Source organism: Segatella copri DSM 18205, from assembly GCF_025151535.1.
GTDB classification, from domain to species: domain Bacteria; phylum Bacteroidota; class Bacteroidia; order Bacteroidales; family Bacteroidaceae; genus Prevotella; species Prevotella copri.
In genome coordinates, this window is sequence record NZ_CP102288.1 from 3,058,637 (window position 1) to 3,078,538 (window position 19,902).

Genomic DNA, 19,902 nt, shown 5'->3' on the forward strand with positions numbered 1-19,902 from the left:
TCACCTTAATTTATAAAACTCTTGTCAGGCAGCCACCATTTTGCTGTCGTCGAGCTCATTTTGAGGTATCTCTTTCTTCTTGGCTGTTCTACTGATACTCAGGATGATGCCCAGGTACAGACAGTTGATGATGGTAGATGTACCACCTCTACTGATGAGTGGTAATGGCTGTCCTGTAACAGGAGCCAAACCTACTGCTACTGCCATATTGAAGAGTGCCTGGGTAACCAGCATGATGGCGAGTCCCATGCAGAGGAAGGCAGGGAAATTGTTCTCACACCGGTTGGCTATTCTGCCAGCTCTGAACAGGAGGATGATGTAGAGAAATGCAACCAGTGCGGCTCCCCATATACCCATCTCTTCGATGATGATGGCATAGATGAAGTCTGAGAACGCCTGTGAGAGGAAGTCTCTTTCTACTGAGTTTCCAGGCCCTTTGCCTACGATGTTGGAAGAGGCGATGGCGATGTTGGCATGTGCCACTTGGGCATCTTTGTCGAGATCGACATCTTGTGGGGCTACAGGCTTTGAGTTCATAAACTTGTCAATACGGGCTTTCCAGGTATCGGCTCTATGGAACATCTTTTCTGCCATGTTAGGCTTGTTCTGTTCCTGCTCAACCTTTTCGGTCAGCGTATTTTCCGGTTTATTGCCCTCTTCGCCCTTGTCCTGTCCTACTATCATGATACCTGCAAAGGCTGTGACGATGACAATCATGCACAGTCCCACCAGCTTGCCAATCTGGTTCATCGGCACTCGTCCGATGAGCATCATGGCTAAGATTGTGATACTGAGGAGCATGGCTGTGGATAAGTTTTCCAGTCCGATGAGAATTACAAATGGAGCAGTTGCTACAAGTATGAACTTGAATGCCTTTCTGTTGGCTCCCTGAGTTGTTTGCATAGCACTAAGAATCTGAGCAACAGCCAGTACTACTGCTCCCTTCGCTATCTCAGAAGGCTGGAACTGTATGCCCATCAGAGAGAACCATCGGGAGGCTCCGTTGGTAGATTGACCGGTAGCCAAGACCAGGACGAGCAACAATAATGAGATGCCCATTACGACGGGGGTAACAATCTTGAAGTACTTGCATTTCACCTTGAGCATGCAAATCATGGTGAACAGACCGCCTCCCAAGAGCAAGATGTGGCGGATGACAGGTGCCATGTAGTTTCCTGTCTTGTACGACAAGGAGCTGGAGGCAGAATATACCTCCACGATGCTTATCATACAGAGAAAGAAGAAGACCATCCAGATCACCTTGTCTCCCTTAAAAATATTACCAATGCTCTTGTTATTCATTTCTTTATAGTTCTATCTGTTCTATTTGTTGAAAACTGTTATTCTCCGATAGCTCTTGCCAGCGTCTTAAACTGCTCGCCTCTATCTTCCATGTTCTTGAAGAGGTCGAAACTTGCGCAGCATGGGCTGAGGAGTACGGTATCGCCCGGCTTTGCCAATTCCTGGCAGGCTGCCACGCAATCCTTCATGCTGTGAGTGTCGCGTACAGGGATGCCGAGTGCGTCAAAGTTGTCGTGCAACTTCTGGTTGTCGGCTCCGAGATATACGATACCAGCACATTTCTCCTTTACCAGGTCCTTGATCTGGTTATAGTCATTTCCCTTATCCTTACCGCCGATGATGAGGATGGTAGGGGTGGTCATACTCTCCAGCGCATACCAGCAGGCATCTACGTTGGTAGCCTTTGAATCGTTCACATAGTAAACGCCCTGGAACTTGCCCACTTTCTCCAGACGGTGCTCTACACCTGGGAAGTCGCTCAAGCCTTTGTGCAGGGTCTCGTGGTCGATGCCTACGATGTTACATGCCAGACCTGCAGCCAGACTGTTATAGATGTTGTGCTTGCCGCGTAGACTCATGTCTGCCTGTGGCATTTCGAAGTCTGAAGGGAAGTTGAGTTTGTATTTGCCGTCTTCGATAAAGCCAACGCAACCTTCCTCCTTGAACTCAGAGAATGGGCAGAGATGTGACTTGAGGTTGTACTTAGCCAGCTCCTTTGTAACGATAGGATCATCGTTCCAGAAGATGAAACTGTCTTCTTCTGTCTGGTTCTGGGTAATGCGCATCTTGGCATCGGTATAGTTCTGCATCTTAAACTCATAGCGGTCCAGATGGTCTGGAGTGATGTTGAGCAGAATGGCCACATTGGCACGGAACTTATACATATTGTCGAGCTGGAAACTGCTCAGCTCGATGACGTAGTACTTATGAGGAGTTTCTGCCACCTGAAGGGCCAGACTCTTTCCGATGTTGCCTGCCAGACCTACATCATAGCCAGCCGACTTGATGATGTGGTAAATCAGCGAGGTAGTGGTTGTCTTACCGTTACTTCCCGTGATACAGATCATCTTGGCATCAGTATATCTGCCCGCAAATTCTATTTCGCTGATGATAGGTGTACCCTTAGCCATCAGTTTCTGTATCATAGGTGCTTCCTTAGGAATACCCGGACTCTTGATGACTTCATCTGCATCTAAAATCTTTTCTTCTGTATGGTGACCTTCTTCCCATTCGATGTTGTGGTCATCCATCAACTTCTTGTAGTTATCCTTGATCTTTGACATGTCTGAAACAAAGACCTCGAATCCCTCTTTCTTTGCCAGCACGGCTGCACCTGCGCCACTTTCGCCAGCTCCTAAAATTACAATTTTGCTCATTGTCTTGTTCTCTATACTTGTCGGGCTGATAAAAGCCTGTATTTTATCTGATCTTCAATGTGATGATGGTCAATGCTGCCAGAATGATGGTTACAATCCAGAAACGGATGGTAATCTTTGATTCATGGAAGCAGTTGCGAGGCTTCTTCCACAGATACTTGCAGTCAGGATCCAGCTGACTGTCCTGTGTGCGGAAGTTGTCGTGGATAGGTGTGCGCTTGAAGATACGCTGCTTCACACCTCTCCGCTTTCCTATCTTGTAATAGTAAACCTGCATCATCACGCTGAGGCTTTCTACGAAGAAAATACCGCAGAGGATAGGCAGCATCAGCTCCTTGTGGATGATGATGGCACCTACTGCGATGATACCGCCGATGGTCAGCGAACCCGTATCGCCCATGAATACCTGGGCAGGGTAGGCGTTGTACCAGAGGAAACCGATGAGGGCTCCGATGAAGGCACAGAAGAATACTACCAGTTCCTCAGAACCAGGAATATACATGATATTGAGGTAGGCGGCAAACTCGATGTGCGACGACACATACGCAAGTATGCCTAGCGCCACACCTATGATGGCGGAGTTTCCGGCACACATTCCGTCCATACCATCGTTGAGGTTGGCACCGTTTGATACGGCTGTTACAACGAAGATGGTCATGATGACGAAGAGAATCCAGCCTGCTGCTACCTTGTACTTACCGCAGAAACTGGTGATGCTGGAATAGTCGAGGTTGTGTCCCTTGACGAATGGAATGGTGGTCTTCAGCGATTTTCTTGCTTCCGTACGATGCTTTACCACCGTTTCCTGTCCCTGTCGATCGATGGCGAGGTTCTCGTTCATCTTTACATCAGGCGAAGACCAGAGTACCAGTCCCACGATCAGGCCGATGCCAATCTGTCCTATAATCTTATATTTGCCCTTCAATCCCTCCTTGTCGCGCTTGAATATCTTGATGAAGTCGTCCATTCCACCGAGAAAGCCGAGCCATACGGTGGTGATGATCATCAGGATCAGATAGATGTTGCGCAAACGTCCGAGTAACAGTACCGGTACGAGGATAGCCAGGATGATGATGACACCACCCATAGAAGGAACGCCAATCTTCTTGACACCGAACGGGTCGATGCTGGCATCGCGCTGTGTCTCTGTAATTTGCTTGCTCTTGAGATACTTGATGAATTTCTCGCCGAACCAGGCAGAGATTACCAATGATAAAATCAGCGCAAGCAGGGCACGGAATGAGATGTAGCCCCACATGTGAGAACCTGAGATGCCCCACTGCTCCAGAAATCTAAAGAGATAGTATAACATTTTTCTTTCTTTTCTTGATTGCTTTTACTTCTGTGAAATTCCGAAGATGTCGCGAATCACCTCCTTATCGTCAAAGTGGTGCTTTACGCCCTTGATCTCCTGGTAATCTTCGTGTCCCTTACCGGCTACGAGAATCACGTCGCCCTTCTTTGCCAGCATGCAGGCTGTGCGGATAGCTTCCTTGCGGTCTACGATGCTGATTACCTTCTTCATCTGCTGGGCATTGAGTCCGGCAAGCATGTCGTTGATGATGTCCTGTGGCTCTTCGAAACGTGGGTTGTCGCTGGTGATGATTACCTTATCGCTCTGCTTTACAGCCTCCTGTGCCATCAATGGGCGCTTGCCCTTGTCACGGTTGCCACCGGCACCGCAAACGGTGATGACTTCTCCGCCCTTGCCTTCTAGCACTTCGTGGATGGCGTTCAATACGTTCTCCAGTGCATCTGGTGTATGGGCATAGTCAACAATGGCGGTATAACCTTCTGGCGACTGGATTGGTTCCAGTCTTCCGCTTACGCTGTGAAGGGTACTCATCACTACGAGTACATCCTCTGGCTTCTTGCCGAGCATAATGGCTGCACCATATACGGCGAGCAGGTTGCTCACGTTGAACTTACCGATGAACTGTACGCCCACTTCTCTGCCGTCAATCTCCAGATACATGCCGCCGAAGTGACACTCCAGGATCCTGGCTCTGAAGTCTGCCATGCTGCGGGTAGAGTAGGTTTTCACGGTAGCCTTGGTGTTCTGTACCATAATCATGCCGTTCTTGTCGTCGGCATTGGTAATGGCAAAGGCAGTCTTAGACAGTCCGTCGAAGAAAGCCTTCTTGGCGTTACGGTAGTTCTCGAATGTCTTGTGGTAATCGAGGTGGTCGCGGGTGAGGTTGGTGAACAAGCCTCCGGCAAACTGTAGGCCTCCTATACGCTTCTGTGCGATGGCGTGAGAAGAGCACTCCATGAAGGCATATTCGCAGCCTGCCTCTACCATCTTGCCCAGGAGCATGTTCAGTTCGATAGGGTCTGGGGTGGTATGGTCGGCAGGGATAGCCTCGTCCTCAATGTAGTTGCAGACGGTAGAGAGCAAACCACACTTATGGCCGAACTTGCGGAACATATTATATAATAAGGTGGCAATGGTGGTCTTACCATTGGTACCTGTTACGCCTACCAGTTTGAGCTTTCTTGAAGGGTCGCCGTAGAAAAGGGTTGCTACCTTGCCGACAGCATCCTCGGTCGAAGCGACCTGAATGTAAGTTACGCCCTCAACTTTCTCTTCAGGCATGTCTTCGCACAAAACCGACTTTGCGCCCAGTTCCAATGCCTTTGGAATAAACTTGTGACCGTCAACCTGCGTTCCCTTCATGGCAACGAAGAGATGACCTTCCTTAATCTTGCGAGAGTCGATGTTTACTCCCGTAACCTCTACATCAGCATCGCCGATTATCTGAACCGGCTCGATGTTTTTGAGTAATTCTTGTAACTTCATATCCTGTTTCTGTTTTATATTCTATATATTTCTTTATCTACACCTTATTATATATAGGGTTTCAGATAACTGTTTCTGAGTTTTATTCGAGCACAATGCTACATACGGCACCTTTCTTGATGACCGTTCCCGGCACCAGGCTCTGCTTTACTACCTTTCCTCTACCTGTAATCTGGGTCTTGATGCCCCGGCTCTCCATATTGTAGATAGCGTCTCGGGCTCCCATTCCGGTAACGTCGGGTACGATCGTCTTGCCGTATTGCTTCTCCCTGATGAGTTTGATGCTGTGGTTACCCACGCGCTCTGCCTTGCCCCAGATAGGGTTGCCGTCGGCATAGCTGCCACTCCAGTTGGCATTGGTCTTGATGCCGAGGTGGCTGAGCACATAGTTGGCAGCAAGGATATTGCCTGCCTTTACGTCAGGAACGAAGACGGATGCTGAGTCGCGGGCGTCCTTTACGTCAACTTTCAGACTCTGCGCCATGATGCCTTCTGAAATCTCATGGAAGACCTTACCGCACATCGTACCGCCCGAAGCAGGCAAACCGGATTTCTGTATGCAGACGATACAGCTGTAGCGTGGCGCATCGGCAGGGAAGTAGCCTGCGAAACTGATGAGATAGCTGGTTCCGCCACTCTTATATCCACCGGCACCTTTTGAAATCTGGGCTGTACCGGTCTTTCCTGCCACTTTGAAGTTAGGCGAACCGGCTTTCTTTCCCAGTCCCAAGCTTACCACCTGTTCCAGGATGGTTTGCAGTTCCTTGATGCTCTTCTCCTTGGCTATCTGCTGGCGCATCACTTCAGGAGGAAATTCCATGATGGTTTCTCCGTTCTTCATTACCTTGCTCACGAATCTTGGTCGCATCATCTTGCCGTTGTTGGCGATGGTGTTGTAGAAGGTGAGGGTAGAGATAGGCGGTATCTGGGTCTCATATCCGATACTCATCCATGGCAAACTGGTCTTTGCCCAGTTGTCATACTGTCCGTTCTTGTTTCTGTGCGGCATGCGGATTCTGGCTGGCGTTGCTCCTACCAGCGGAATCTTCAGGTCGTCGTGCAGACCGGTACGGTAGATTCCATTTACGAATTTCTCCGGGTTGTTGCGGTAATGGTCGTCTATGATGCGGCTCACACCGATGTTCGAACTGTACCACAGGGTCTGTGCGAGGGTCAGCATTCCGTATCCGCCTTTTCGCCAGTTGTGGTCTTTCATTTCTCTGCCGTACATCGGCCATATACCGCCACCGGTTTCTACGTGACAGGTCGTGTCAACCACTCCGTCGTCCAGTGCTACGAGGATAGAGGCTGGTTTGAACACCGAACCTGGCTCCAGAAGGTCGCTCACGGCATGGTTGTGGATTTCTCTGTATTCGCCGTCGAAACATTTCTCCATGTTTACGATGGCCTTGATGTCGCCCGTAGGTACATCCATCACGATGGCTACACCCACATTGGCGTTGATTTCCTTCAGCTCGTCGATGAGTGAGCGTTCGGCAAGGTCTTGTATGCTCACATCGATGGTGGTCACGATATCGGCTCCGTCAATAGGAGGGGTATCGGTAATGTCGAGGAACTTGTTGCGCACCTTGCGGCGATGCACGATACCGTTGGTGCCTCGCAGGATGGAGTCGTAACTCAGCTCCAGACCGAAACGGGCGGTATCCTTGGCGCCATACATGGCTCCGATGGTACGGCCTGCCAGCGAACCGTAAGTTCTGGTTCGGGCATTATATTCTTCCCAGTGGAAACCGCTCTGGTAGGGTTTCAGGCGGAATACAGGGATGTCCTTTATCTCGGTGAAGGTGTTATAGTCTACACGCTTCGGATAAACCGGCCAGTGGCGGCTCATCTTGGCGCGACCTTCGGTGAGGTGCTTCTTGAAATCAGACTCGCTCAGATTCGGGAATATCTGGTGCAGGCAAAGACAGATGGAGTCTTGCTTGGCATCCCACAGCGAGTCGTTTTCTGCATCTTTCAGCGCCTTGAAGTCCATGAAAACCTTAAACTCCGGCAGCGAACTTGCCATCAGCTGTCCTGTGCAGCTCAATATGTTGCCTCGGTTTGGCTTTACGGTCACGGAATCCTTCTTCTGCCGTTCTGCCACCTTCATCCAGTAATCATGCTTGGCGGTCATGATGTAGAGCGCTTTACCCACTACGGCTATGGCGAAAATCGTCATGATGATAGCGATGGCGCTGTAGCGGGGCATTACTTTCTTGTGATCAAATTTGCTGCTCATTCTTCGGGTACGTTTATGATGTATGGAGGTTGGGTAGCGATGTGCAGCACGCTGTCTTTGTTGTTTTTCAGCATGTCGAGCACATTACTTTCACGACTCTTCTCTGTTATCTGGCTGCTTGTAGACAGCGCTTTGTATTTGGTGTCTTGCAGTTCTTTCTGCAGTTTGTCCAACTCGATGATATCGTTCTGGATATTGTATCGGTTGGATATGTAGATAATGACAAAAAACACGATGAGGATAACGAGCCATATCTGCCGGCGTATGATTTGTGCGGTAAGAATGTCTCCACCCAGAATCTTTCGCAGCGTAAAGCTCGATGATCCTGAAGCCTCTTCCTCAATGGCTTGCTTGGCAATCACTTCCTTTAGCGAAGCCTGTGGAGCCTCCTGATGCTGTGGCTCCTGCTGCGGAGTTTCCTGCTTCGGCGGTTCCTGTGATGCCTGTGCCTTTTCTTCGGCTATAGGCTTCTCGCTGATGTTTATGTCTTTATCGTTTATCATTTCTTTTCTGCTATTCTTAGTTTGGCGCTTCTGCTCCTAGGGTTTCTTTCCTGCTCGTCGGCATCGGGAACGATAACCTTGTTGTTCACGAGTTTGAAAGGGGTTTCTATTCTTCCGAAGAAGTCCTGCTCTATCTTGCCTTCTGCATTGCCCGCTTTCATCATGTTCTTTACGATTCTGTCTTCCAGCGAGTGATAGGTGATGACGCTGAGTCGGCCTCCCGGTTTCAGAAGTGCCGTGGCTGAGCGGAGCATCTCTTTCAGGGCGTCCATCTCGTGGTTCACTTCTATGCGCAGCGCCTGAAAGAGTTTTGCCATGTCTTTCTTCTCGCGTTCCCGCTTGAAGAGGGGCTCTACGGCTGCCATGAAGTCTTTGGTGGTGAGGATGGGCTTCTCGGCTCTTGCCTTGACGAGTGCCGAGGCGATACGGCGCGAGTTCTTCAGCTCACCGTATAGGTAGAAGATGTCGGCAAGGGCACCTTCGTCATATTCGTTTACGATGTCGGCAGCAGTCTTGCCCGCACGTTTGTTCATGCGCATGTCGAGTGGGGAGTCGAAACGGAAGGAGAAACCGCGGGTCTCGTCATCGAAGTGGTGGCTCGATACGCCCAGGTCGGCTAACAGTCCGTCGAGTCCGTCTACCCCGTAGTAGCGCATCCAGTTTTTCAGGAATCTGAAGTTGGAGCATACGAAGGTGAAGTTCTCGTTTGCCACCACGTTGCGTTCTGCATCGGCGTCCTGGTCGAAACTGTACAGGTGCGCTCCCTCCGTCAGGCGCGACAGAATCTCTCTGGAATGTCCGCCGCCACCGAAGGTTACGTCTACATAGATGCCTCCTGGCTGTATGTTCAACCCGTCAACGCTCTCCTTGAGGAGCACCGGTACGTGATATGTTTCTGCTGTCTTTATCATATATCTTTTTGCTGTCTTATCGCGTTATAATATTGCGTGCGTACTTATTAGTGTATAAATTTGGGTTCAAAGGTACATAAAAATCTCCATATAGCCTTACATTTTCCCACAAAATTTATAAAACTTAATGAAAAAGTTGTTTTTGGTCAACTTCACCTTCCAGTTTCGGGCATCGCCTTTTTGTTCTCATCAAGTGTGATGTTTTTGCAAAAATACGTGCAAAATGGGCTCGATTTGTCGTGATAGTTTAAAAAAACTAATAAATTTTCGCTTTTTTGCTATTTTTTTTGAAAAAATGGCACGTATTTGAAAAAGTTGAGTTACTTTTGCACTAACTTATATAAGTTTTAGCAAACATGAGTGAATCAATAGAGAAAACGATAGACATAGATAAGATTCTTAAGAGCAAGATGGGAAACAAGGTGAAATTCGTACCGCGCTTCCTGGTTTCCTGGCTCAAGAAGATTATTCACGAGGACGAGGTGAACAGGTTCTTGTGGGAGAGCCGTGGCCTTTCGGGTACTGAATGGCTCACCGAATGTGTGCGCTATCTGAAGATGGATGTTGAAATCGTAGGCTTGGAAAACCTGCCTGACAAGAACGACGGCAAACTCTATACCTTTGTTTCCAATCATCCTCTGGGCGGACAGGACGGTGTATGTCTCGGTTCCATCATCGGCAAGCACTATGATGGCAAGTTCCGCTATCTGGTGAATGATCTTCTGCTCAACTTGCCGGGGTTGAAACCTGTAAGTATCGGCATCAACAAGACGGGTCGCCAGAGCCGCGATTTCCCACGTATGGTGGAGGCGGGCTTCAAGAGTGACAACCACATGCTGATGTTTCCGGCAGGCTTGAACAGCCGCAAGCGCAAGGATGGAACTATTCACGACCTGCCTTGGAAGAAGACGTTTATCTCTAAGAGTGTAGAATATCAGCGCGATGTAGTGCCTATCCATTTCGGAGGGCGCAACTCTGAGCGTTTCTACCGCATCGCCCGATTTAGCGACAAGTATCTGCCGTTCAATCTCGCCATGCTGTTCCTGGTTGACGAGATGTACAGGAATGTGGGCAAGCATTTCCGCATCTCCATCGGCAAACCGATTCCTTGGCAGACTTTTGATAAGAGCAAGTCGGCTACCGAATGGGCGCAGTATGTTGAAGACAGGGTTTATGAACTTTAATGGTTTGCAAAACCCGTGAACATTGTTTTATATTAACGAAATCGTAGAATCATAGCATAGAAGAAGAGTAATATGGAAGAAGAAATCATCCAACCGATTGATCGTGAGCTCCTAAAGAGCGAGCTTACACCCGACAAACAACTGAGAATGACCAATAAGAGCCATAACGAGATTTACATCGTTACGGCAAATGATTCGCCTAATGTGCTGAAAGAGATTGGTCGACTTCGTGAAATCGCTTTCCGTGAGGCGGGAGGCGGAACGGGCAAATCTATGGATCTTGATGAGTTCGACTTTGGTGACAACTGTTACAAGCAGCTGATTGTCTGGAATCCTGAAGCCGGTGAGATTATCGGCGGTTACCGTTATCTCCTGGGTAAGGACTGGCTGCTCGATGAGAAGGGACAGCCTAAGCTGGCAACCAGCCACATGTTCCATTTTTCCGACAAGTTTCTCAAGGAGTATATGCCTTATACCGTAGAGTTGGGCCGTTCCTTCGTTTCGCTCGAATATCAGAATGTGCGTACCAACACCAAGAGCATCTTTGCTCTCGACAATCTCTGGGATGGTTTGGGTGCTTTGACGGTTCTCTATCCGGATGTAAAATATTTCTTCGGCAAGATGACGATGTATCCGTCTTACATCCGTCGTGGCCGCGACATGATTCTCTATTTCCTCAAGAAGCATTTTGATGACAAGGAGAACCTCGTAATCCCGATGAAACCGCTGAAATTGGATACTCCAGAGAGTGATTTGGCTGCTATCTTTACAGAAGATGACTTCAAGGCAGACTATCGTATCCTGAACCGTGAAGTTCGCAAGTTGGGTTATAATATCCCTCCTCTTGTTAATGCCTACATGAGTCTGAGTCCTACGATGAAGCTTTTCGGTACTGCCATCAACTATGGTTTTGGTGATGTGGAGGAGACCGGTATCCTTATCGCCATCGATGAGATTTTGGAAGAGAAGCGAGTTCGCCACATCAATAGTTTTATTAAGGAACATCCTGAGGCTCTGAAGATTACGAGCGGAGCCAATAATTTGATTTATAAGGAAAAAAATATTTAATTCAAGTTTCGCATGTAAGCTTACACGCCCTGAAAGGGCAGAAACTCCTAGCCCAGGGCATCGCCCTGGGTATAAAAGCAATCAGCAAGGCGCCCTGTAAGGGCAAAAGCCTTATGTTTACCTTGGAGTTTTAAAGCTTTTGCCCTTACAGGGCGACAGATTTGCGTCCGTAATAACCCAGGGCGATGCCCTGGGTTAGGGGCTTCTGCCCTTTCAGGGTGTTTGGGGCTTACTTGCGAAACTTCAGTTGAATTATTAAACAGAATTAATCAAGATGGCATTTCGGTGTTTCAGCCATTAAAACAACGAGGGCGTTCCCTTATACAATAGGCAGACTGATTCCGTTGATCTTCTGATAGATGTCGAGCGCATAGATGTCGGTCATGCCGCTGATGTAATCAATTACCGCCATGATGCGCTCCTCCAGATTCTCGTTCTCTATATCGTACTGGCTGCTTACCCGGCGCAAGAGCTGCTTGGAGTAGAAGCGCGATGGGTTGACGGCTGCCTCGATGAAAACCTCCATCAGAGTTGCCATGATTTTATAACCCGACAGTTCTATGTCAAGTACCGGCTTGCTTTGGTAAATCTTAGAGTAGGAGATCTTCTCACATTCCTTGTATGCCTTTTTCTGGCGCTCGGAAATATGGTCGATGAGACTGCCCTCGAAAGTTCCGGCAAGGATTTCCTCCTCGTGAGCCAGGAAGGCTGCCACACATTCGTTCTCCAGTTTGCCGATGACGCTGGCTCTCATGTAAACCACTTTCTCGTTTTCGTCAGTCAGTTCTTCGTCGATAATGCGCTGGCGTATCTTCTGCTGGATATCTTCATCGAAGAAACTCAGCAGCAAGTGCTCCGTCTCGGCAAAGGAAAGAATCTTGAGCTTATGGGAGTCTTCGATGTCCATGATTTCGTAGCAGATATCGTCGGCTGCTTCTACCATATATACAAGTGGATGGCGGGCGTATTTGAGAGGCTCACCCGGTGCAGATTTGCAAAAAATGCCCAATTCATCGGCAATTTTCCTATAAGAATCTGCATCTGAAGCAAAGAAGCCGAATTTGCCGTGGTCGCCGGCAAGACAGCTTGCAAACGGGTATTTTACGATGGAAGCAAGCATGGAATAGGTCATGACGAAACCACCCTGACGGCGCCCCTTGAACCGGTGGGTCAGGATTCTGAAGGCATTTGCGTTGCCTTCGAAATGCGTAATATCATCCCAAAACTCCGATGAAACCATTGATTTTATCTTCTGACCCGGTCCTTCAGAGAAGAAAGTCTGGATGGCTTTCTCGCCGGAATGACCGAAAGGCGGATTGCCCAAATCATGTGCCAGACAGGCTGCACTTACGATGGTACCTATCTCCTCGACGAGCGTATCCTTCAGTTCAGGCCGCTTCTGGATGACGTGTCGGGAAATGTCGTTACCTATCGACATGCCCACACTCGCCACCTCCAGACTGTGGGTGAGGCGGTTGTGAACGAAGATGCTGCCCGGCAAAGGGAAAACCTGCGTCTTGTTCTGCAGGCGGCGGAATGCCGATGAAAAGATAAGACGGTCGTAATCGCGCTTGAATTCAGAGCGATCATCATGGCGCTCGGCATGCTTATGCTCCTGTCCGAAACGCTTGTTGGATATAAGTTGTTTCCATTCCATATTATTGTATTACTTGATTCTGTAGCGCAAAAATACACTAAAGTAAGCACAAATCAAAATAAAATATGATAAATTACATGTTTTTATCCTCAAAAATTCATTTATTCCATCAAAATTGCTTATTTTTGCAGATTATTAAACTCAGACACAGATAAAAAAGAAGAAGTCATGATAAAAGTACAGATTATCAACAAGGGGCATCAGCCTCTACCTGCGTTTGCCACACCTCAGAGTGCCGGCATGGATTTGCGTGCAAACATCGATGAGTCAATCGTGCTTCATCCTATGGAGCGACGACTGGTGCCAACCGGTCTTTATATGGCTTTGCCTGCAGGTTATGAAGCGCAGATCCGTCCTCGCAGCGGTCTGGCTTTGAAACATGGCATTACCGTGCTGAATACGCCTGGAACCATCGATGCCGATTATCGCGGTGAAATCATGGTTCTGCTCATCAATTTCTCTACAGAGGATTTCGTTATCAACGATGGCGAACGTATAGCCCAGATGGTCCTGGCTAAGCACGAACAATGCGATTTCATCGAGGTTAATGAACTCGATGAAACCGAACGTGGAGCCGGCGGATACGGTCATACGGGAGTAAAATAACAGATTATTAAAGATAGAATAGAAAGGATTAGAATCGTGAAGATGAATCTTAGAAATATCAGTTGGGCAATGGGGCTGGTCTTGCTGGGTTCGGTAGCCATGCCGTCGCTTGCCCGTAAGAAGAATGTGCAGCCGGTTCAGAAGCCGGCGGTTCAGGAGGATCATCTCTCTCCGACCGACCGCCAGCGCTACAACTATTTCTTCCTGGAGGGAGCGCGCCAGCAGGCTGCCGGCAATTATTCGGCAGCTTTCGATCTCTTTGAGCATGCCCGGAAGATTGACCCGAAGGCGTCTGAAACCTATTTCTATGAGTCGCTTTTCTATTCTCAGCTCAAGCAGGATTCCCTGGCACTTGCCTATATGCAGAAGGCAATAGAACTGAATCCCGAAAACCAGACCTATGCAGAGCAGTTGGGCAGATATTATATAGGTAGCCTGAAATACGATCTTGCCATCGATGCCTATGAGAATCTGTATGCCAAAAAACACGATAATACCGATGCCCTCCGCATCCTGGTTCAGCTTTATTCCCAGAATAAGGATTATAAATCAGTACTCAAAACAATTTCGCGTCTCGAGGTGGAAGAAGGTGAAAGCGAACAGTTTACCCTCTCTAAAATGAGAGTTTATGAACTGATGAACGACAAGAAGGCTGCCTATCAGGAACTGAAGTCGCTGGTAGACCAGCATCCGCTGGATATGCAGTACAAGACGATGCTGGGCAACTGGCTCGTACAGCACGACCGCCAGAAGGAAGCCTACAAGTGCTTTACCGATGTGCTGAAGGAAGAACCTGACAACTCCTATGCCCAGATGTCGCTTTACGACTATTATAATGCTACCCATAAGGAGCAGCTTGCCGGGCAGATGCTCGATAAGATATTGATGAGTCCGAAATCGGATCTGGAGACCAAGGTGATGATGTACCGCTCTTTCATTCAGAAGAACGAGAGCGAAGGTGGCGATTCTACCAAGGTGATTGCGCTGTTTGACAAGGCGCTCAACGTGGCTCATCCGTCAGCCGAAGTGGCAGAGATGAGAGCTGCTTATATGAGTTTGAAGAAGATGCCGGCCGACTCTGTTTGCCATGCCTTCGAAAAGGTGCTTACCATAGCTCCGGATAACGTGAATGCCAGAATGCAACTCGTACAGATGCTCTGGAACGAGAAGAAATATGACCTGGTTTCCCAGCAATGTAAGGCGGCTCAGGAGTATAATCCCGAAGAAATGGTGTTCTATTACTTCGGTGGAATGGCGTATTATCAGAAAGATAAGGAAGACGAGGCGCTCCGTGAGTTCCGTCTCGGATTGGCGCAGGTGAATGCACAGTCGCCGGCTGACCTGGTATCCGACCTCTATGCCGTAACCGGCGATATCCTTCATAAGAAAGGTGAAGAGCAGGAAGCCTTTGCGGCTTACGACTCCTGCCTGCAATGGAAAGATGACAACGTGATGGCGCTGAACAACTATGCCTACTATCTGAGCGAGAAGGGCGTTGACCTGCATAAGGCTGAGTCGATGAGCTACAAGACCATCAAGGCAGAGCCGAACAACGGTACTTATCTGGATACCTATGCTTGGATTCTCTTTATGGAGGAACGCTATGCTGATGCCAAGATCTATATAGACCAGGCACTCAAAAACCGCGATTCTACCGCAGATAACAGTACGGTTATTGAGCATGCCGGCGATATCTATTATATGAATGGTATGGCCGATGAATCCGTAGATTTCTGGAAGAAAGCCTATACCGGCGAGAACCAGACTGAGGTGCTGGCATGGAAGATTAAGAACAGACAATATATTACCGAAGAAGAACTGAAGAAGCGTAATGCGCCAAAGCAGAAACCTGCCGCTACGCAGAAGTCAGTTAGAAAAGGTAAGAAGAAATAAACGGATAGTAGAAAAATCAGTAAAGATGAAATATACAATGAAGAAGAATAAGATGATGCTGCTTGCCGCAGCCTGCAGCATCCTGCTCCTCGGTTCTTGCGGAACCAGCAAGAATGTACAGGGCTCTGGCTCCTCATCAGCCAGTCATCAGAAAGAGAATGCCACCAAGGGTTCTGGCTCTCGTCAGAGTGAGACGCTCAGAAAGTTGGCTTTCGTACAGAAAGTTTCAGACAATCAGGTGTATACCAAGAATATTGTAGGCAACATGTCGTTTACTCTTCAGGCTGGTGATAAGGACATTACTGTGCCGGGCAAACTGAGCATGCGTAAGGATGAAATCATCCGCATCCAGCTCTTTATTCCTATCTTGGGTACAGAGGTGGGCCGTCTGGAGTTTACTCCCGACCATGTACTTATCATCGACCGTCTGCACAAGGAATATATCAAGGCAGATTATACCCAGGTAGACTTCCTCAAGAAGCAGGGCATCTCCTTCTATTCTCTGCAGGCTCTCTTCTGGAACCAGCTGCTCCTGCCGGGCGAAAGGACTGTAAAGGAATCAGACCTGAAGAAGTTTGATGCCAGACTGGATGTGGCAGGAGATGCTGTGCCGGTTAGTTTCAGGAACGGCAATATGACCTATGCCTGGACAGCCAACCGCACTACCGGCCGTATCACAGCTGCAGATGTTGTCTATAAGAGTGCTCAGAACGGCACCTTCAATCTCCACGTCGACTACGGCAACTTCAAGAGTGTAGGCGTCAAGATGTTCCCTGCCTCCCTGAATCTGGCGATGACCACTACTGCTACCAGGAAAAAGCAGGAGGCTAAGATCAGTCTGGAATTGAATCAGGTGAAGACCGACAGCAAATGGAGCACTCAGACCGAGATTTCGGGCAAATACAAGCAGATATCTCCAACAGATGTGCTCAACAAGATATTGAGTATGTAGATGCTCATCAAGAGTTTGAAATTATAGAACATGGGTTTTTAATATAAGAAATGAAGCGAATCTTATTATTCATCATGGCAATCACCTTCTCGCTCGCACCTTTTGCGCAGAAGCATTCTGCCCAGAAGAAGCCGATGAGAAAGACTGCCGTAACTGCGAAAAAGAAGGCTGCTACTCCTGCCAGAAAGACGAACAGCAGAAGTCATGCGGTCAGAAAGACATACAAACCAGCTGCGCCAACCAGAGCAGAACGCAAGGCGGCAACCTATAGCAATGCCTCTATCCGAGGTTTGCAGGGACAGCGCGCTTCTATCCGGAAGAAGATCAGAGAACAGGAGCAGGCTTTGCAGAGAAATAAGGCGGATGTGAAGAAACGTCTTGAAGACCTGATGGTGCTGAACGGAGAAATAGACCAGCGTCAGAAGAAGATTGACGGTATCCAGAAGGATATTCATCATATTGACGGCAATATCGGCATTCTGCAGGCACAGTTGAAAACGCTTCAGCAACAGTTGCAGGACCGCAAGAACAAGTATATCCGTTCCATGCGCTATATGAGCCGTCATCATACGGTTCAGGACAAGCTGATGTTCATCTTCAGTGCCAAGAATCTGACACAGATGTATCGCCGTCTTTCCTTCATCCGCCAGTATTCTTCCTATCAGAAGGTGCAGGGCGAGGCTGTAAAGGCTAAGCAGAAGCAGGTGAACGAGAAGCACCAGCAGTTGCAGCATGTAAAGGGACATAAGAACACCTTATTATATAAGGGTAAGCAGGAGAAGACGGCATTGGAAGGTAAGCAGACCCAGCAGCAGGAGATGGTGCAGGGACTGCAGAAACAGCAGAAGACCATTCAGGCTGTCATTGCCGACCAGCGTCAGAAAGATGCGGCAATCAACGCTCAGATTGACCGCTTGATTGCTCAGGAAGTAGCCAAGGCTCGTGCCCGTGCTGCTGCCGAGGCTAAGAAGAAGGCCGCTGCCGCTGCTGCCGCCAAGAAACGTGCCGAGGAACTGGCTCGCAAGAAAGCTGCTGCCGAGGCTGCTGCCAGGGAGAATGCCCGTCGTATAGCCGAAGCCAAGGCGCGTGAGGCTGCTGCCGAAGCTGCCCGCAGAAAGGCGGCTGAAGAAGCAAGACTGGCTGCCGAGGCTGCAAGAAAGGCTCAGGAGGAGGCTGCTGCCCAGGCTGCTGCTCAGGCGAAGGCAAAAGCCCAGGCTAGGGCGCGTGCTGCTGCCGAGGCTGCCAAGCGTGCCGCTGCAGAACAGGCTGCCCGTGAGGCTGCTGCCGAACAGGCTGCAAGAAAGGCGGAGGCAGAAAGACAGGCTGCCGAGTTGAAGGCGAAGATGGATGCGGAACGCAGTACCCTTGAGATTGCCGCTGCCAAGAAGGAGGCACAGGAGGCTTCTACCTTGAGTTCGGTAGACCGCATGCTGAGCGGTGGATTCGAGGCTAACCGTGGTAGATTGCCGATGCCTATCAGCGGCAGTTACCGTGTGGTGAGTCATTTCGGTCAGTATCATGTGGAAGGCTTGAAGGGTGTAACGCTCGACAATAAGGGTATCAATATCCAGGGCAAGCCGGGTTGTGTGGCTCGCAGCATCTACGATGGTGAGGTGAGTGCCGTCTTCGGTTATGGTGGCATGTGGAATGTACTGGTCCGTCATGGTGCCTACATCTCTGTTTACTGTAATCTGAAATCGGTCAGCGTTCATAAGGGTCAGAAGGTATATACCCGTCAGGCTTTGGGTAGTGTTGGCTCTGATAACATCCTCCAGTTCCAGCTTCGCAAGGAGACTGCCAAGCTCAATCCGGAGGCTTGGCTGAGCCGATAATGTATGAATGAGCCGATAAAGTATGAATAGTTGCAGCTGAAAGTTTTGCCCCACACGCCCTGAACCAATGGTCACCGGCCGAAGGGAAAGGTAAAGGGCAGAGAGGGTGTGTCATAAGTCACATCCAATACGCCCTTACAGGGCGTCTTGCTGATTGCTATTATATCCAGGGCGATACCTTGGGCTAGGAGTTTTTGGGCTTTCAGCCCGACCTTGCTGCCATTATCTGGACTTATGACACACCTTCTTTCCTTTATGCCCCCGGCTCGCCCAGGTATTCGAAGATGGTGGATACCTGGCGGGGAGGAAAATACTGGCTATGCTCCTGGTAGCCTAAGCGTTGCAGCTCGTTCCAGAGGGGCTCTCAACGCTTAATCCATACCATGATATGACGGCGCGCTGTTGCCCCGTCGGTTGTATCGGGAAAATAGAGCAGACCCAGCTCGGTCTTGCTGTACATACGTTGGGGATAATTCATAAGCTTTATATTTTTTAATGGGGTGAAACGTAAGATTGAGTGATAGGAAAACCGGTTTTACAGCCCTTCTACACCATGATCCTTAAAGAAACCTACCATGGCTGTGGTCATATAGCCACCCATGTTCATCTTCTTGTTCGAACGCTTGCAGTTGGCTATGTAATAATCCTTTCGCAGGAAGAAGTCCTCCAGGTCGCCAATCATATATAACCTGAGATAGCCGCTCAGCCTTCTTCTCGCTCACATCATAATTGCATTGCAGCCGGAGTTTCAGTTTGCTCCGCTGTCCTCTCAGTTCGCTGCTCACTTCTGTACCCTCCGCAGTTTCGTCAGAAGTGCAACGGTCGTGCAGGGTAAAGGTGATGTGCTCGGGCAGGTGATGCTTCTCTTTTTTACCCTCCTCCAGAAAGAAAGGCTTATAGGTAAGATACTGGTCGATGATGCGGTTCCGGTAAAGGCGCGAGGTCTTTGCAGGCAAAAGTCAGACATTTGTTGTCTAGTGCCGACCAGGTCTTGTAGTAATCTTCCCTGCCATGCATCAGTTGCTGGATATGTGCCGTTTTGCTGATGGTGAATCCCTTTACAGCCCAGCAGTTCATGATGAGATATAACTTGATGCTCGATGCGCTGCGGCATTGGTTGATGGCATTGAGGTCGATACGGCTGACTCCCTTGTCGAAATTGTAGAAAAACCGCATCACGTTGTTGTCGAAGCGGAATTTTACCATCCAGTTCTTGTGCCGGTCTTGGTATAGCTCACTCTTAAACAGGCATGCAAATTTCCGGTAGTAGGTTTGGTCGCCCTGCTGCTGTTGATTTACTTGTTCCATTGTTGGTTTTCTCTTTAAATTGTTAGTGGCCTACCGATTGGGGCAAGTCTTTGTTGTTGTTTATTGAAAACCGGCATGGAATTAGAGTAAGGTAAACATGGCAAGATAAAAATTCTCAATCCGTGATGGAAGGAGTTTCAGCCTTTTCTCTTGTTATCAAACATATGTCCTTACTCTGCATCCATGCCGATAAATTTTCATCAAATTTATCAGGCATAGAATGCCCTGTAAGGATTACAGTTTGATTACTCACCTTTTGGGGCTGAAT

General features: G+C 48.8%; 16 protein-coding genes and 1 pseudogene. 6 read left to right on the forward strand and 11 right to left on the reverse strand.

Going from position 1 to position 19,902, the window contains the following annotated elements:
• Nucleotides 1-24: 24 nt before the first annotated feature.
• From NQ544_RS12795 to rsmH, 7 genes are all read right to left on the reverse strand, one after another.
• The gene (locus NQ544_RS12795; protein WP_006847637.1) at nucleotides 25-1,302 is read right to left on the reverse strand and encodes an FtsW/RodA/SpoVE family cell cycle protein; all 1,278 of its coding nucleotides are present in this window, start codon (nucleotides 1,300-1,302) and stop codon (nucleotides 25-27) included.
• 38 nt (nucleotides 1,303-1,340) lie between these two features.
• A complete protein-coding gene (gene murD / locus NQ544_RS12800; protein ID WP_006847636.1) occupies nucleotides 1,341-2,678 on the reverse strand; it encodes a UDP-N-acetylmuramoyl-L-alanine--D-glutamate ligase in 1,338 nt (445 codons plus the stop codon).
• A gap of 43 nt (nucleotides 2,679-2,721) precedes the next feature.
• The gene (gene mraY / locus NQ544_RS12805) at nucleotides 2,722-3,990 is read right to left on the reverse strand and encodes a phospho-N-acetylmuramoyl-pentapeptide-transferase (protein ID WP_006847635.1); all 1,269 of its coding nucleotides are present in this window, start codon (nucleotides 3,988-3,990) and stop codon (nucleotides 2,722-2,724) included.
• 24 nt (nucleotides 3,991-4,014) lie between these two features.
• Entirely contained in the window at nucleotides 4,015-5,478 is a 1,464-nt protein-coding gene (locus NQ544_RS12810; protein ID WP_006847634.1) for a UDP-N-acetylmuramoyl-L-alanyl-D-glutamate--2,6-diaminopimelate ligase, read from the reverse strand.
• A gap of 82 nt (nucleotides 5,479-5,560) precedes the next feature.
• The gene (locus NQ544_RS12815) at nucleotides 5,561-7,720 is read right to left on the reverse strand and encodes a penicillin-binding protein (protein ID WP_006847633.1); all 2,160 of its coding nucleotides are present in this window, start codon (nucleotides 7,718-7,720) and stop codon (nucleotides 5,561-5,563) included.
• Nucleotides 7,717-8,223 carry an FtsL-like putative cell division protein gene (locus tag NQ544_RS12820; RefSeq protein WP_006847632.1) on the reverse strand — a complete coding sequence of 169 codons (507 nt, stop codon included), beginning with the start codon at nucleotides 8,221-8,223 and terminating at the stop codon, nucleotides 7,717-7,719. Before NQ544_RS12820 ends, NQ544_RS12815 begins: the two co-directional genes overlap by 4 nt.
• Nucleotides 8,220-9,134 (reverse strand): 16S rRNA (cytosine(1402)-N(4))-methyltransferase RsmH, encoded by a 915-nt coding sequence (gene rsmH, locus NQ544_RS12825; RefSeq protein WP_006847631.1) that lies wholly within the window; start codon nucleotides 9,132-9,134, stop codon nucleotides 8,220-8,222. The genes NQ544_RS12820 and rsmH overlap by 4 nt, the downstream gene beginning before the upstream one ends.
• A 356-nt stretch (nucleotides 9,135-9,490) precedes the next feature.
• On the opposite strand from rsmH, the gene glsA reads away from it, so the two are divergent.
• Nucleotides 9,491-10,318 carry a lyso-glycine lipid O-acyltransferase GlsA gene (glsA, locus tag NQ544_RS12830; RefSeq protein WP_006847629.1) on the forward strand — a complete coding sequence of 276 codons (828 nt, stop codon included), beginning with the start codon at nucleotides 9,491-9,493 and terminating at the stop codon, nucleotides 10,316-10,318.
• Between the two features lie 72 nt (nucleotides 10,319-10,390).
• Nucleotides 10,391-11,386, forward strand: coding sequence for a glycine N(alpha)-acyltransferase GlsB (glsB, locus tag NQ544_RS12835; protein ID WP_006847628.1), 996 nt, complete (start codon nucleotides 10,391-10,393; stop codon nucleotides 11,384-11,386).
• A gap of 319 nt (nucleotides 11,387-11,705) precedes the next feature.
• On the opposite strand, the gene NQ544_RS12840 is transcribed toward glsB, so the two are convergent.
• The gene (locus NQ544_RS12840; protein ID WP_006847627.1) at nucleotides 11,706-13,043 is read right to left on the reverse strand and encodes a deoxyguanosinetriphosphate triphosphohydrolase; all 1,338 of its coding nucleotides are present in this window, start codon (nucleotides 13,041-13,043) and stop codon (nucleotides 11,706-11,708) included.
• Between the two features lie 168 nt (nucleotides 13,044-13,211).
• On the opposite strand from NQ544_RS12840, the gene dut reads away from it, so the two are divergent.
• From dut to NQ544_RS12860, 4 genes are read left to right on the forward strand one after another with little or no spacing between them, the layout of a single operon-like run.
• A complete protein-coding gene (gene dut, locus NQ544_RS12845) occupies nucleotides 13,212-13,649 on the forward strand; it encodes a dUTP diphosphatase (protein ID WP_006847626.1) in 438 nt (145 codons plus the stop codon).
• Between the two features lie 42 nt (nucleotides 13,650-13,691).
• On the forward strand, nucleotides 13,692-15,542 hold the full coding sequence (locus NQ544_RS12850; protein ID WP_006847625.1) for a tetratricopeptide repeat protein: 1,851 nt from the start codon (nucleotides 13,692-13,694) through the stop codon (nucleotides 15,540-15,542).
• Between the two features lie 25 nt (nucleotides 15,543-15,567).
• Nucleotides 15,568-16,494, forward strand: coding sequence for a lipoprotein insertase outer membrane protein LolB1 (lolB1, locus tag NQ544_RS12855; protein ID WP_006847624.1), 927 nt, complete (start codon nucleotides 15,568-15,570; stop codon nucleotides 16,492-16,494).
• 50 nt (nucleotides 16,495-16,544) lie between these two features.
• Nucleotides 16,545-18,326: a murein hydrolase activator EnvC family protein gene (locus NQ544_RS12860; protein WP_006847623.1), complete on the forward strand. Its 1,782-nt coding sequence runs from the start codon at nucleotides 16,545-16,547 to the stop codon at nucleotides 18,324-18,326.
• Nucleotides 18,327-18,579: 253 nt separating this feature from the next.
• On the opposite strand, the pseudogene NQ544_RS12865 reads toward NQ544_RS12860, so the two are convergent.
• From NQ544_RS12865 to NQ544_RS12875, 3 genes and pseudogenes are all read right to left on the reverse strand, one after another.
• Nucleotides 18,580-18,804: pseudogene (locus NQ544_RS12865) on the reverse strand (DUF4248 domain-containing protein).
• 82 nt (nucleotides 18,805-18,886) lie between these two features.
• Nucleotides 18,887-19,282, reverse strand: a complete 396-nt coding sequence (locus NQ544_RS12870; protein ID WP_153134032.1) for a hypothetical protein — start codon at nucleotides 19,280-19,282, stop codon at nucleotides 18,887-18,889.
• Nucleotides 19,221-19,634, reverse strand: a complete 414-nt coding sequence (locus NQ544_RS12875; RefSeq protein WP_006847620.1) for a replication initiation protein — start codon at nucleotides 19,632-19,634, stop codon at nucleotides 19,221-19,223. The genes NQ544_RS12870 and NQ544_RS12875 overlap by 62 nt, the downstream gene beginning before the upstream one ends.
• Between the last annotated feature and the right edge of the window lie 268 nt (nucleotides 19,635-19,902).